The sequence below is a fragment of the Trueperella sp. HMSC08B05 genome (genome assembly GCF_001808405.1).
Lineage (GTDB): Bacteria > Actinomycetota > Actinomycetes > Actinomycetales > Actinomycetaceae > Trueperella > Trueperella bernardiae.
Genome location: NZ_KV793253.1, coordinates 1 through 12,612 on the forward strand (window position 1 = coordinate 1; position 12,612 = coordinate 12,612).

At 59.5% G+C, this 12,612-nt stretch carries 17 protein-coding genes; 9 read left to right on the forward strand and 8 right to left on the reverse strand.

From position 1 onward, the window contains the following. Positions 1-176 precede the first annotated feature (176 nt). The 5 genes from HMPREF3167_RS06175 to HMPREF3167_RS09650 form a co-directional block, all read right to left on the reverse strand. Positions 177-1,442, reverse strand: coding sequence for a VG15 protein (locus tag HMPREF3167_RS06175; protein WP_068539371.1), 1,266 nt, complete (start codon positions 1,440-1,442; stop codon positions 177-179). Next, a complete protein-coding gene (locus HMPREF3167_RS06180) occupies positions 1,408-2,799 on the reverse strand; it encodes a phage portal protein (RefSeq protein ID WP_070446092.1) in 1,392 nt (463 codons plus the stop codon). The genes HMPREF3167_RS06175 and HMPREF3167_RS06180 overlap by 35 nt, the downstream gene beginning before the upstream one ends. Next, complete coding sequence (locus HMPREF3167_RS06185) at positions 2,796-3,896, reverse strand: terminase (protein ID WP_306452666.1); 1,101 nt, start codon at positions 3,894-3,896, stop codon at positions 2,796-2,798. The genes HMPREF3167_RS06180 and HMPREF3167_RS06185 overlap by 4 nt, the downstream gene beginning before the upstream one ends. A 794-nt stretch (positions 3,897-4,690) precedes the next feature. Beyond that, positions 4,691-5,230, reverse strand: coding sequence for a DNA primase (locus HMPREF3167_RS09645; protein WP_148132404.1), 540 nt, complete (start codon positions 5,228-5,230; stop codon positions 4,691-4,693). A gap of 311 nt (positions 5,231-5,541) precedes the next feature. Then, the gene (locus HMPREF3167_RS09650; RefSeq protein ID WP_148132405.1) at positions 5,542-5,859 is read right to left on the reverse strand and encodes an HNH endonuclease; all 318 of its coding nucleotides are present in this window, start codon (positions 5,857-5,859) and stop codon (positions 5,542-5,544) included. A gap of 479 nt (positions 5,860-6,338) precedes the next feature. On the opposite strand from HMPREF3167_RS09650, the gene HMPREF3167_RS09845 reads away from it, so the two are divergent. Together HMPREF3167_RS09845 and HMPREF3167_RS06195 are read left to right on the forward strand one after the other, a co-directional pair. Beyond that, positions 6,339-6,506 carry a hypothetical protein gene (locus HMPREF3167_RS09845; protein WP_168160831.1) on the forward strand — a complete coding sequence of 56 codons (168 nt, stop codon included), beginning with the start codon at positions 6,339-6,341 and terminating at the stop codon, positions 6,504-6,506. Positions 6,507-6,508: 2 nt separating this feature from the next. After that, entirely contained in the window at positions 6,509-6,727 is a 219-nt protein-coding gene (locus tag HMPREF3167_RS06195; RefSeq protein WP_070446096.1) for a helix-turn-helix transcriptional regulator, read from the forward strand. Positions 6,728-7,061: 334 nt separating this feature from the next. On the opposite strand, the gene HMPREF3167_RS09850 is transcribed toward HMPREF3167_RS06195, so the two are convergent. Next, positions 7,062-7,220 carry a hypothetical protein gene (locus HMPREF3167_RS09850; RefSeq protein WP_168160832.1) on the reverse strand — a complete coding sequence of 53 codons (159 nt, stop codon included), beginning with the start codon at positions 7,218-7,220 and terminating at the stop codon, positions 7,062-7,064. 249 nt (positions 7,221-7,469) lie between these two features. Then, positions 7,470-8,510: a ParB N-terminal domain-containing protein gene (locus HMPREF3167_RS06200; protein WP_070446098.1), complete on the reverse strand. Its 1,041-nt coding sequence runs from the start codon at positions 8,508-8,510 to the stop codon at positions 7,470-7,472. 80 nt (positions 8,511-8,590) lie between these two features. Between HMPREF3167_RS06200 and HMPREF3167_RS09445 the strand changes: the two genes are divergently transcribed. Further along, positions 8,591-8,791, forward strand: a complete 201-nt coding sequence (locus tag HMPREF3167_RS09445; RefSeq protein WP_083281103.1) for a hypothetical protein — start codon at positions 8,591-8,593, stop codon at positions 8,789-8,791. Positions 8,792-8,946: 155 nt separating this feature from the next. Here the strand turns inward: HMPREF3167_RS09445 and HMPREF3167_RS06205 are convergent, their stop codons facing one another. Next, positions 8,947-9,177 carry a helix-turn-helix domain-containing protein gene (locus HMPREF3167_RS06205; RefSeq protein ID WP_070446103.1) on the reverse strand — a complete coding sequence of 77 codons (231 nt, stop codon included), beginning with the start codon at positions 9,175-9,177 and terminating at the stop codon, positions 8,947-8,949. A gap of 113 nt (positions 9,178-9,290) precedes the next feature. Between HMPREF3167_RS06205 and HMPREF3167_RS06210 the strand changes: the two genes are divergently transcribed. The 6 genes from HMPREF3167_RS06210 (at position 9,291) to HMPREF3167_RS09450 (ending at position 12,156) form a co-directional block, all read left to right on the forward strand. Beyond that, a complete protein-coding gene (locus HMPREF3167_RS06210; RefSeq protein WP_070446106.1) occupies positions 9,291-9,692 on the forward strand; it encodes a helix-turn-helix domain-containing protein in 402 nt (133 codons plus the stop codon). A 5-nt stretch (positions 9,693-9,697) separates the two neighbouring features. Continuing rightward, positions 9,698-10,216 carry a hypothetical protein gene (locus tag HMPREF3167_RS06215; protein WP_070446108.1) on the forward strand — a complete coding sequence of 173 codons (519 nt, stop codon included), beginning with the start codon at positions 9,698-9,700 and terminating at the stop codon, positions 10,214-10,216. A 73-nt stretch (positions 10,217-10,289) separates the two neighbouring features. Next, positions 10,290-10,679, forward strand: a complete 390-nt coding sequence (locus HMPREF3167_RS06220; RefSeq protein ID WP_070446109.1) for a helix-turn-helix domain-containing protein — start codon at positions 10,290-10,292, stop codon at positions 10,677-10,679. After that, the gene (locus tag HMPREF3167_RS06225) at positions 10,667-11,107 is read left to right on the forward strand and encodes a hypothetical protein (protein WP_070446111.1); all 441 of its coding nucleotides are present in this window, start codon (positions 10,667-10,669) and stop codon (positions 11,105-11,107) included. Before HMPREF3167_RS06220 ends, HMPREF3167_RS06225 begins: the two co-directional genes overlap by 13 nt. A gap of 42 nt (positions 11,108-11,149) precedes the next feature. Beyond that, the gene (locus tag HMPREF3167_RS06230) at positions 11,150-11,545 is read left to right on the forward strand and encodes an ImmA/IrrE family metallo-endopeptidase (protein WP_070446113.1); all 396 of its coding nucleotides are present in this window, start codon (positions 11,150-11,152) and stop codon (positions 11,543-11,545) included. 395 nt (positions 11,546-11,940) lie between these two features. Then, a complete protein-coding gene (locus HMPREF3167_RS09450) occupies positions 11,941-12,156 on the forward strand; it encodes a helix-turn-helix transcriptional regulator (RefSeq protein ID WP_083281102.1) in 216 nt (71 codons plus the stop codon). The last annotated feature ends 456 nt before the right edge of the window (positions 12,157-12,612 follow it).

A 12,612-nucleotide genomic window follows, 5' to 3' on the forward strand; every position in this document is an offset into this window, starting at 1 on the left:
CAACAAAACCCCACCAGAGATTGGTGGGGTAAAAACTAGGTGATGCCAGCGGCTAGGCGGCCTGGTTGCGCTGGCGGTGTTTAGCGATCCAGCCCAGCACAATAATTGAGAGGGCGAGTACCTGCCCTAGAATTGGCGAGCTGGCCTCATTTCCCTCTCATTGAGAGAGTACCACATTATAGGATGTAATGGTAGACTTCCTCGCTCTTATCAATAATGATCATCTTCTTAAACTGCAACGTACCGAAGAATCGTCGTTCGGCCTGCTGGATGGCTATGTGATCCGGGATTCCACACCGAGCCAAATTGAGGACGATGTACTCGGCCTGTTTCTTTCCCCGGCGGAATTGGTTATTAATGGTGTTCTTTTCAGAACTCCCCTTGGGAGATTTGATTTCCCATATCTCGCCATCAATCCCCAGATCTGGGTTCTTGTGCCTGTCAATGTTTACTACTGCGCGATGAGTTACATTCATCCCCCGTTCAGCCAAAATCCGGCCTACGCGCAGTTCAACATCATCAGTTGAAGCCCCTTGCTCAACTGTGATTGTTCCCTGCTTTGACGGTTTGACCCTTGGAACTAAGTTCTTGTCGCGGTCAAACGCGCCGCTAGCGGAAGATTTGCGGGTTGGTGGTTTGCCTGCGCCGCCTGCCCCACCAAGTTTGGGCTTGTTCTTGGCTCCTTTCGGCCTACCGGGCTTGCCCGGTGTGCGCTGCGCGGCGCGGGCCTTCCCACGCTTGGCAACAACATCATCGATCGTGTCATTCTTCGCCCAATACGGCTTGTACTCGGCAACGTAAAGCTTCTCAAAGTCGTAGCCCGGGCTCTCACCCACCCATGACACCCCACGCGGGTTGCCGCTGTCGGGCATCCACCGGCCGCGCACCGGAACGATGTCACAATCACACCCATCATGAAACCGGTTACCCGGCTCACCAGCTTTCAACGCCGTACCGTACACCGGCCCGCGCGAAGCTAACACCACACAAAAATCGCAGTTCTCCGCCCCAGACAGGCGGCGCGCATACAACACGCCCGGGGTTGCGCGGACCGACAAATGCAATGTGTCGCGCCCGGCACGCTTGGCGTGCCGCACCATCGACGCCATCAACCTGTCACGGGCCACACCAGCGGCCACACCCGCCGCTGCGTCACGATATGGGGCAAGCACCCACCTAGCAGAATTCACCGCCGCACGCCCAACCGGGGCCGCGATCGTGGCCTGCGACCCGATCAGCGCCTCAAACCATTGCGCGGCGACCTCACCAAAGGCCAACCCGTAACGTTCAATGATCCCGGGCAAGAACGCATCAAACAGGGCCGAATCAAACACGCCACCGCGCCAGGCCCGCTCCCACAACGCGTCCAAATCAGCAACCAGAGCACGCTCAATGACCTCATCGGCGTTACGCTTCGCTACCAGTGCCCGCCGATCCACCACCGCTCACGCCCCCATCACCCTCAGCTTCTTGTTGCATGAGGCCAGCGAAAATACTCACACCCGCATCACGCTGCTTATCCGCCAACAAGCGCGCAGTCGTCGCCGCGTCAAACCCGAGCGTCCCAATCACCGTATCCGACTGGGCCATCCACGGGAACGCACCCACCAGCTTCACAGTCGCATCAGCAGCCGCCGCCCGCGACGTATACCGCGTGTCATGCCACACCGGCCTAACAGCACCAAGCTCACCCGGCACACCCTCACCCGGGTGAGCCACCCGCCACAACCACCTAGCAACCCGCGCATGCGGACTCGTCCAACACGCCTGCGCATCATCAGCCTCAGCAATCAAATCCTCACGCGACGCCAAATACGACTCCGCCGACGTCGGATTAGCCTGCGACAGGCCCACACCCAAAGACGACACCGGGATCGACGTCTCACCCGCAAACAGCCCAGCCAACACCTGGAGCTGTTCCACGTGCGGCTGCTGGTTACCCTGCGTGAACTGCTTAACCTCAGCCCGCGGGTTAGGCGCCTCCTCATTGTCCGGGATCGCGTTAATACGATCCATGATCATCTGCCACCCGTCCTTGGAAAACGAGGACTCATCCGGGCCAAAAATCATGAACCACGGCACCCCATAAAAATCGGCGGTACCCTCAGACCGAATAATCGTACGCACCGCGCTATCCGTGATCGACATGACCGGGCGTGAAATCCTCGACGCCCCGAACGGCCGGTCAAGACGCGGCTTGTACGGCATTTGCGCCACCGGCAACCGCACCGGCGACCAGACCCGGCCAGCCACCCGGCCATCAACCACCGACACCACTTCATGATCCAAAAACAGGGTGAAATCCCCATCCTGGGCTAGCGTGGCCCCAGCCTTCGGCCACCGGTTCACCGCCAGGAAATTCTTAAACTCGCGCGCCCTGGTATCCCACTCGCCGGTGCCGTTGATCGCGGTCACGTGCGAGACCACGGCCGCCGGTTCACCCGCACCGCCCTTAGTTACCGTCGCAAACACCGTCCCGTGCACCAAAGCAGACACCTGCGCCTGGGCCGACATCGCAAAATAGTCATTATCCGCAAGCAAATCATCGACGCCGAGCGCGGTGCCACCGTCGAACCCGTCCAGGCGCACACGACGCGCCAACGTCTCAACAGCCTTCGCCGGCCACCCCAACACAACACCCAAATGCTGCAAATACGGGGGAGAAGACGGAGGCAAACGCCGCACAAGATGCTTGCCATCCATGTACGCTGAACGCAGATCGTTACGCTGCCGCTTGGCAAGAATCTGCTTCTCAAGCTGCCCAACCAGCTCCCACTCACCAGGAGTCAAACCACTCACAGGGCCACCACCTTCCACCCAGAACCAGCACCCTTAACAGGCGCCTTCTTCTTCACACGATCCCAACCAGCGAACGCGAGCGTAGCCGCAACCCACGGCCCAATCGGCACAACCGGGTCAATCCGCGCCCACGTGAACAACGAATCCCCCTTCGGTTTGATCTTCACGTTGCCCACCGCCTCATCCAATGGCTCCTGCCCAATATGAGCCAACATGCCGGCCTGGAACGCGTCATACAACAGACCGCACGCCTGCCAATACTCGCGGCCAGTCACCTGCAACACGCGCACCCGTGCCCGCACCAACTCACCCACAAGAGCACCCGCCGCGCTACCAGCATCAACCACGAACGCCCGAGGCTCCCACCTCTCCTGCAACTCCCGAGCCCTGGCCACAACCCAGTCCGTACCAACACGGTGCTCAATCAGTTCCACATGCACCCGGCCGTCCGCCCGCTCGGACACCACCGTAATCGACGCCGAATCACGCGACGGAGACACATCCAACCCAAAACACACCTTTTCCCCAGGCGTAGACAGCCCGTCCAACTGCCGGCCCCACTGGGCGCCACTTAGACCATGCTCGTCACCCACGCGCGCCCACACGCCCAGGCGCTCACGCCGGAAACGCTCATCATCCATCCCCCGAAACTCGGTCTCAGCCACATACTCTTCAGCGATACGCACACCAAGACCAGGGTTCGCCTGATACCACGCATCCACATCAGAGGACACCGCGCTATCATCAGCAGACCACTCAAAATACGCCAGGCGTGCACTATCACCCTTCAACCCGCGCTCCCGGACTTCCTCCCACACGGACGAGGACGGCATACCAGCCGAAGACGTGTAATAGATCTGCGGGTTGCCATCCATGGACCGTGCCGCCATGGTCGGCATCATCGCCGCGATCTGATCCGCCGTCAGGTCATAGGCCTCATCCAAGATCACGATGTCACCGGTCAGCCCGCGCGCAGACCCAGCAGACCGCGCCAAATAAGTGATCTTCGCCCCGCCCCGCTCACGCCCATCCTCGCCCTTAAGCTGGATCGACATCTCAGCAGACGACGTCTTAATACCCCGAACATCATCATCCATCTGGCGGCCATCCGAGCCCACCACACGATAAAACAAGTCAGGGCTAGACCGGATAATCGACTCCAGTTCACGAAACGCTTTCCTCGCCGTGGAAAACAAGTGCGCTGAATGTGTGATCACCCGACAATCAGGGTCCATGTACAGGCCATCGAGTTCGACAGCCTCCACGATCACGTTCTTCCCATTCTGGCGCGGAACATTGACCCCGACTTCGAACGCCGCGAACCGCCCATCGGCACGCAACGCCCGAGCACGCTTAACCACATACCGCTGCCACTCATCCAAGGGTTTACCCACAGCGGCCATCAAATCGCAGGCAACCTCACCCGCGCTAAAATCCACGCCGTCAACGGGCAAGGACTCGATCCTAGGCCGTTGCGCCCCGACTCTTACGTCGCTGAGCAAGCTCATCAAACACGCCCCTATCACCTCGGGCCGGAACCTTGGCAGTTGCCTGCCCCATACTGGTCAACGCTTCTAAGATCGCGCGCCGCTCACGACTAATAGCCGCCACCGACTGCGGGGGCGCTTCTAACAAGTGCCTGCCAAGCAGGTCATACTGTGCCCTCAGCTCGGCCTCGGCGTCCAACTGGCCACCCGCCGGTTTCTGGTCTTGTTGTTCGTGGACGCGCCTCACCGCCGCCTCACGCCGCCGCGCCCGCTGCTTAGCGTTATGCGCCCGAACAGCCTCCTTACACGCCTCACACACCGGCTCCCCACGACGCTGATGGCGCCGGGCCGCCGCATACGTCCCACACGGCATCAACTCACCCAACACTCATCACCGCACCCTCTTAGAACCGGAAGCACCGCCCCGTCACGCACACAAACCGGCCAGACCCAGGCGGATACACCTCAATGTTGCGACCATCACGAATAACACGGCCCGGCCCGGCCTCCATGGGCACGAACACGTGAAGACCGCGCCCAGATGGGGAAATCTCAACCCACACCGCCTCAGCCCGGTGCTCCTCAAGCACCGCACGTGCCCAGCCTGCTGGGATTCCGGCCTCATTGAGGCAGTGGTCAAGGTCGATACAGCCGACCCCGTTGCCGAGCACCCAGCCCTTGCGCGCACATTGGGCTACTTCCTCATAGGTGGCCCACGTGGTGGGGTCAGTTACGGATGCCGGCCGCCCATCTACCCGGGTGGGGCGCTTACCAGTCCCTTCCCGGCGCTCAACCGGCTCCCAGGTGACCCACCTGGCTGATCCTGTCATGACGTTTGGCAGTTTCGGGGCGCGGTTACCCATGACGCGGCAGGAGGTGGAGCAGTAGCGGGCGCCTGCTCGCTTGCCGTTGATGTTGATGCCGCAGTGGGCGCATGTCCTCACACCCCAACCATAGCACTGTTTACGGCTAAATGGCTATGCGCCGCCGTTCCGGTGTGGTGATAGCAAACGATGCCACCAGAAAACGCCACCACAGCAAGCCAAAACCGCCAACCACCAAAATGTGCACCCTCACACCCAAAAGCGAGCCACAAAGCCACACAGAAACAATAACGACACCGTTTGACGTTCCCACTATCGGGCCGTTCGTGTAAAAACTTGCCAATGCGGTGTGTGGCACCGGACCGGTGGGGCGGGGGTCCTCCCCCTGGGGTAGGGGCGGGGACTTGGAGTGTGTCCAGCTTAAACTGTTTTCACCATTTTTTCGACCGCTTTTCAACCGGTTTCACGATGGCCGGCTGGCGGCGGTTGGTGGTGTCTCCACGCCTGGAGTTGCAGGCGCGGTGAGCCGGGCGGAGTTCGCCGCGAGGGTTGCCACCGAGAGCTATCGGAATGACGTGGTCGGCGGTGAATGACCACCGCGATCGCCAGTCAGCGGTGTAGTCGATGGGCTGTCCGCATATCCAGCATGGCGCATCAGTGCGCTGTGACTTGCGTTTGAGTGCTTTGGTGAGGTCGCGGTAGGCGTAGTTGTTGACCCGGCGGGGTTTTTTGGGGGCGGTGTCAGCCATCGGGGTGCCCCCTTTTTTGGTGGTGGGTATGGTTTCACCCCGGGGGGTCTGCGTTGGAGGTGGACCGGCCCGGGGTGAAGAGAACTGGTTTTTGGGCGCACTGGACGCCCTACAAGGGGGACTATATCACACGGGCTGGGGTGGTGCGGGTTTGGCGGGTTGGGGTGTGGTGGGTTTCGCTGAGTGGGCGGGCGGGGTGGGTGTTGTTTTCACCCCCGGGCAACTTTACCAAATTAATTGACATCCGGCATGTGAGTTGGTGAAGTTATAGACATGAAGAGAAGAAAGGAGGTGAACATGCTAGAAGACGTAGGAATCTTCCTCGGCGGGCTTGCCGCACTCATCGGATCAATCGCCAAACTGGTCGAAGTGCTCAAGCCCACCAAGAAGAAACAGAAGAACAAACACTAGCTTCTTCTAGGAAGCGCCCCACACCGTGGGGTTGCTTCCCCTACACGCTACCATCTAGCACGCCCACCATGGAACGAATCCTATGGATCGCACTCATCGCAATCATTCTCATCCCCAGAATCTTTGACTCCGGCGGGGTGCTTGCGCAGATCGGAGCATTCCTCGCCGGCCTTGCAGCACTCATCTACGCCATCGCATTCAGCATCAACATTGCACGCCACCACAGAAAGGAATAGCAGTGACCGCCCATTACTTATCACTCAACGGTTTCGCGCAGCGCGCCGGATTGAGCCGCACTACCCTCGTGTCCTATCGCCATCAAGGCCGCCTGCCTGAACCGGACGCGATCATCGGCGGGCCAGAGCGCGGCGGCACACACGGCTGGCTACCCGAAACGGTCGACCACTGGATGGAGAACCGGGTGGGGCAGGGACACAGAACCGACCTCGAACATTAGGAGCTAGCCATGCGGACACACGGTAGTGTGCCTGGCTTGTCTTAACCCCTGCCCCAAAGCGCCCGCCGACCTTGACAACCCCATACGACTGTTCGGTGCACCACGAATGGACCCCCGAACTTTTTCGGGTGTCTGGTGCCTGTTTACTGCCAGACGTCAGCTGTGTGTCTGGCAGGACCAGCCCGGGGCGCTGGTCGTGGTTGTCTTCCCGGCGGTTCTATTTGTATTTTGAGCCAGGGCGTGGGGCGGTTAGAGGTCCCGATATCGAAGAACGCTACCCACGCCCGGCTGCCCGGCCCCGTGCTGGCTGCACGGGCGGGCTGAAAGGGTGTGGCTAGTTGGTGCCTCCTCGTTCTTCGAAGTGGCGCACCATTTCCCAGGCATGGACGCCAAGAGAATCGGCCATGCGGGTGAGGTCTTCAAGGCGCACGTCGTCGAGCATGTCGGCGGGCAGGCGGCCCAGGACGTCTCCGATACGGATAGGGTCACTCATGGGAGGTCACCTCAAAATTCTTGTTGCGAATATGAGGCGCGCAATGTCAGGTTTCTAGGCTGGCATTTGTGCGCCGGGCGAGCTAGAAACCACCTGCAACAAGTCAGGCTGCCCCGTATTCCCCAGCGGGTCTTGTATTCCGAGGCCTCCCCGGCATAAATGCCATGAGAAACGATCCCGTCAGAGGGATCAGCCTCTTGTTGCTAAGCGGTCTCTAGTCGCTTAATACAGAGGCTACCACGCTTAGAGTCAGGGTGGAAGAATCTCGCCGCGGCGTGGCAGGGCGCGCAACTCCACAGCCGAAAACAACCCCTCACGCGGGCAAGTGTTTCCGCGCTGAATATGCTTCTTCAACCCTTCCCGAGTCAGCCCAAACAAGACACAAGCCATGCCACGGTCGACCCACACGTCAGCCTGGGTGATGGTGTAGGTGCGTAGGTTGGCTACGTGCCCGGCCGTTCCGGCATAGTCGCAGGCCGGGCACCGGTAGAGCCGATCGTTGTGGTGCCAGTGGAGTGTGGTGGTGCCGCAGGCCGGGCATAGGTGGCCGGACGTCTCGGTGTCTGGTGCGACCATCTTCTTCCACCTGGCGTGGATGCGGTCGACGTCGGCTAGTAGGTCGGGCCAGGCGGCGTGGGCGGTGGGGATGTCCATCTCGCCGGTGTCGATGTAGATGAGGAACTGGGTGGCGGTGTTGGCTTTGAGTTCGTTGAGGAGGCGGGCTTGGCGTTCGGCTTCTGCTTTTTCGGCTTCGCGTTCGGCACGGGCGCGGTTGCGTTCAGCGAGTTTTTCAGCCTCCGCACTAGCCTTGACTGCCTTCGCCTGCTCAAACGCGGTGTTGAGTGGGAGTTCGTCGTTGCGGACTTTTTCGGCGAGGTGCGGGGCGTAGTCGAGGACGACGCCGCACTCAGAGATCCGCTGCTTCCATCCCTTGCTATTTCCGACGTCGGAAATAGCGGCTCGTCCATTCCATCGGCCAGCTTCCCGGCCGCGGTCCTCCACGAGGATGAGGGCGGTGGCCATGGCGCGTGCACCGGTCGACATGTGCCGGCGTGAGGTGTTGCAGTCGATGACGTATTCGGCGAGGTCCTCACCCTCGTAGGTGGTGAACTGGGGTTGGATGCCGGCTTTCTCGCAGGCTACATACCGGTTGCGTCCATCGAGGATACGGCCCTCAGTGTCGAGCACGATCGGCTGACGCAAGCCATTGGCGCGGATCGACTGGGTAAGCTCGGCCAGCTCGTCGGCGGGGAGCATGGGGTATTTGTCCGCGTAAGGATGGGTTTTCATTGGTTTTCCTTTCGCGGTTGTGCCTTCCCGGTAGGCTGACAGTTGCCACACGTTCCACCTACCGGGAAGGAAGAATTGAGATGGGACTTTCCACAAAACGTGAAATCGCGCTTGAAGGGATCGAGAATCTTCAAAGAGCGACGGAAATTGCTTTGTCTGTTGAAGATCGAGCATCGTCGACAGAGGTTCGTGAGCTTGCCCGGGCGATTAGGTTTGCCAGTTTCGGGGCGCAACAGATCGGGCTCGCTCTCACTGATCGGGCTCGTGTCAACGACTTGTAGCCCGTAGTGGGCGGCTAGTTCAGTGATCGCCTCCCTCATGGCCTGTGCGGTGTACGGGTTCGCCCCGTAGTACAGGTCATGCAGGCGGTCTATTGCTGTGCGCGCGTCGGGGTCTTGTAGTGGAATTGGGTGTATGTCCGCGTACGGATGAGTCTTCATGCCGCGTCACCACCTTGGCGGGTGTCGTATTCCTCGGCGCGGCGCATGAGCTCCGACGGGGCGATGCCGAACGCTGCCGCGATCTTCTCGAGCTGGTCGGTGTCGAACCGGGGCTGGGCTAGCTTGAGCGAAAGCGTGGATTCGGAGATGCCGGATTCTCTGGATAGGCGCTTGCGCGACCATCGGCGTGAGGACAGTTCCTCGTTGATCGCTTTCTGGATGCTCATCTTTTTCCTTTCGAATCCAATTGGACTTTGCGTCGTGGCTACAGGTTAGTCCAATTGGACTCGAATTGCAAATTTTAGTTGTTTTTGGTGTGTCTAATTGGAATCATGGTCGCATGGGTACTAAAGCCACTGATCCAGGAGAGCTGAGCAAGGCCATTGCGCGCATTATCGACGATGCCCTGCAAGAGCGCGGAGTGGCGCGAGCGCGCGCTGCAGAGATCGCAGGGCTTTCTCAGCCGCGAGCGAATCGCATCCTGGCCGGCGTGCGGCCGATGTACGTTGACGAGCTTGGCGCCCTATCCGAGGTGCTCGGCAGGTCAGCTGCGTCCATTGTCCGTGAGGCTGAGGAGGCTGTCCGTGCCACCACTCCTGACCCGGCGGCCACCTACATTGCTGCGGCTGAGGCGAAACTCCAGGCCGCCCTCCAGGGTGATTACGCGCCTGCTGCCCGCCACCACACCCCAGACCCGTACGAGGGGGTAGGGGAAGAAAACCAAGACGTGGAAGGAGAATAGGGCGCATGATCTCTCACCAGCACGCCGAGCTACGCGTAGCCACACCCACCAACGAACCATACGAGTGGCGCCACCCCGGAGATCGCTTCAACGGCAAAATCATGCCCAATCGGGGCTGGCGCGACATGGACTGTTGGCTTCGCGAAGACCTTCACTCTCAGGCCGCTAGTTTAGGCGCGCAGCGTTTCAAAACTGTCAGCCTTCTTGCCGAGGTCGACAAGCTCCTTACCCGCGCCAGCAACGGAGAACTCTCCCAAACATTTCCTGATGACGTTGCACCCTCTAACCCAAAAGATTCGGGACGGACCGCACTTATTCCAGACATCATGTTCTTGCGCGTGCCTGAACCTTTCTATTTGGCCGCCCACAGGTGTCGAATTCGTGTCTACTACGTCGAGCCGGACGCGACAAGTCTTCTGGTGTCATTGGGAGGGCTAATCAAAAACGTTGATGCTACGACGCCGCAGGAGCAGAACGCATTCATTTGTTTCTGCGAGGAGCGGAAGAGGCGGCGCTTCCGTTAGATATGTCAAATTTGACATGCCGTGTGGGGTGGTGTGCCATACTTGAACAGAAACCGACACAGGGGAGGACGCTATGAGGACAACCTCTGCCGATCAGCTCGCCGACGAGCAGCTCTTCACGCTCTTCCGTGAGCAAATAGATCGCGATGACGACCTGCTTCGCGACCTCGTTGCGTTGCGCAGAGAACTCGGACTGTCCCAGTCTGAGCTAGCGCACCTCATGGAAACCGATCAAGGGTACCTTTCGAGACTCGAAAATGGTGCGCTCAACCCACGGGTGCGCACGCTACGCGAGTACGCCGTCGCATTGGGTGTGGAAATCCATCACACCCTCAGACCGTTCGTTCCGGCGCCTATAGATAGCGGCGAAGATGTCGAATTCCTCGACGACCCGAACCCCAGTGTCGCCGCACACATCACGGCGACTCTTCTCCAGGAAGGATCTTTGTCGTGGCGGAGTTAATCAATGACCTATCGGGAGTGGCCGACGCGCTCAATTTTCAGCGGGTGCTCTCGAGTCAAATCAGCATTAGAAACAATTTAGGTCAGTCAGAGTCGCAAGACGAACGAATAGAGCTTGAACTCGTGCCCAAGGTCGGGCGTAGCGAACATGGGCGGATCATGTTTGTTATTGAAATCCATGCGAACACTCCAAGTTTGAATTTGGATATTGACGTGCGGGCCATCTATGCCCACGAACAGGCCCTTCAGTTTGCGGATGCTGTTTTATGGCAGTTTTTCGCATACTCAGCTTTGCCCGCGTTGATGGCCTCTCTCATGCGCATCCGCGACGCTATTATCCCCCTCATGTTTGCCCAGTTGGACTTCCTAGAACCCCTTGACGACCTTAGGGGGCAGTTGCTTGCACGTGCAGTAGCGGCGAGTGACTGAGGATCCTATTTCTGTCGGAGGGGTCTCGTATTCTTTGGTGGTATGAGTGAAGAGGAGCTGATCCTTGCCTGCCAGGCGATGGGGGTGCATGTGGTGTTTGTGCCGTTCCCTTTGGCGGGCTCTTACTATCTCGGCGAGGGGCTGATCGTTATCGATTCTCGGCTCCCGGTTGGCGCTCAGCGAGCTATGTTGGCTCATGAGTATGTTCATGCCATCTTGGGTCATGATGGGCCGCAGGAGGCGCACATAGAGGCACGCGTGGATCGCCAGGCTGCGCGGCTGCTGGTTTCTCCTGCCGAGTACATGCTGGCTGAGCGTCTCTATGGTTGTGACGTTGCGGCGATTGGCGAGGAGCTTGGCGTGCCAGTGTGGGTGGTGGTGGCTTATCGGGAGCGGTTGGCCGAGTGTGGTGCGCACCGCAACACAACTTTACCTTAACGACTTGCAGGACGGCGTGTAGTTAGGGTAAAGTTAGAGTTGTTGGAGGGAAAGCCCCACCAACAGAAAGGAGGCAATCATGGAACTGGCCGACAGTATCATGATCTCCCTCATGATCGTCACGATCTGGCTACAGATCATCGCGATCAACCGCGACTAGAGCGGTGAGAGAGGGGCTGGGAATCGCAGGGTTCCCAGCCCTTGCCTCAACAACAAGCTAACACAAGGAACCGACCAATGAAACCCCAAACCCGTAAAACGCTCCTGGCTTCCACGCCCGCCTGGGCGGTCCTCGCAGTAGGCACCTACGCAGTCGGACTCACTCCCATCACAGCCACATGCTGGGCGCTGTCCATCCTCGCCGCAATCTACGGAATCAGCACAAAGGAGACCGTGTGACCATCCACTATCTATCACTCAATGCCGTCGCGGATCGCACGGGCATCGCCTTGTCCACGCTGCGCACCTATCGGCGGGATGGACGTCTGCCTGAGCCAGATGCAACGATCGGGCTAGAACCGAACGTGCGCCACGGTTGGTTGCCTGAAACCGTCGACGCCTGGCAAACCAACCGGCCCGGACGTGGCGCCCGAACCGATCTCAAGAGCTAGTCCTACGATCGCGCATACATACGCTCTTTACTTGTCAATGACAAGACCGCAGGTTGGGTGAAGCGCTGTCAACAACACCCGCGAGCGCACCGGGCCACCATCCCGCGCCGCCCACCACCACGAACCCGACCCGCTAGAGGGCCTAGGGTGCATGTGTGGGTTCAGGGGAGCGCATAATGGCGGTGTTGTAGCGTGGTATTCAAATCCCGCGATCTCCGCAGGTAGCCCCGCCGGATCGTTGATCTGGCGGGGTTTTCGTTGTTTTGATGCAGAAAAGTCGCCGTTTTGCTTTACACTCTTTTATACCCGTTTACACCCTTTTATGCTCTAGAAGGGATACTTTAGGGCTACCCGACCACCAGAGCAGAAGGGGTATCGGGGAAGGGTAGATCAAGTTTCGGGTGCGTGTTGTGTTGCTCGAGCGCACTGATCCGTCCTAGCGCTTTCTCCAGGTCC

What these genes read in the sequence shown, in the direction of transcription:
- HMPREF3167_RS09445 (WP_083281103.1), top strand. Translation starts at nt 8,591, where the DNA reads ATGGGACTTTCCACAAAACGTGAAATCGCGCTTGAAGGGATCGAGAAT.
- HMPREF3167_RS06220 (WP_070446109.1), top strand. Translation starts at nt 10,290, where the DNA reads ATGAGGACAACCTCTGCCGATCAGCTCGCCGACGAGCAGCTCTTCACG.
- HMPREF3167_RS06210 (WP_070446106.1), top strand. Translation starts at nt 9,291, where the DNA reads ATGGGTACTAAAGCCACTGATCCAGGAGAGCTGAGCAAGGCCATTGCG.
- HMPREF3167_RS06185 (WP_306452666.1), bottom strand. Translation starts at nt 3,896, where the DNA reads ATGGATGATGATGTTCGGGGTATTAAGACGTCGTCTGCTGAGATGTCG.
- HMPREF3167_RS06200 (WP_070446098.1), bottom strand. Translation starts at nt 8,510, where the DNA reads ATGAAAACCCATCCTTACGCGGACAAATACCCCATGCTCCCCGCCGAC.
- HMPREF3167_RS06205 (WP_070446103.1), bottom strand. Translation starts at nt 9,177, where the DNA reads ATGAGCATCCAGAAAGCGATCAACGAGGAACTGTCCTCACGCCGATGG.
- HMPREF3167_RS06215 (WP_070446108.1), top strand. Translation starts at nt 9,698, where the DNA reads ATGATCTCTCACCAGCACGCCGAGCTACGCGTAGCCACACCCACCAAC.
- HMPREF3167_RS09650 (WP_148132405.1), bottom strand. Translation starts at nt 5,859, where the DNA reads ATGGCTGACACCGCCCCCAAAAAACCCCGCCGGGTCAACAACTACGCC.
- HMPREF3167_RS06230 (WP_070446113.1), top strand. Translation starts at nt 11,150, where the DNA reads ATGAGTGAAGAGGAGCTGATCCTTGCCTGCCAGGCGATGGGGGTGCAT.
- HMPREF3167_RS09845 (WP_168160831.1), top strand. Translation starts at nt 6,339, where the DNA reads ATGGAACGAATCCTATGGATCGCACTCATCGCAATCATTCTCATCCCC.
- HMPREF3167_RS09850 (WP_168160832.1), bottom strand. Translation starts at nt 7,220, where the DNA reads ATGAGTGACCCTATCCGTATCGGAGACGTCCTGGGCCGCCTGCCCGCC.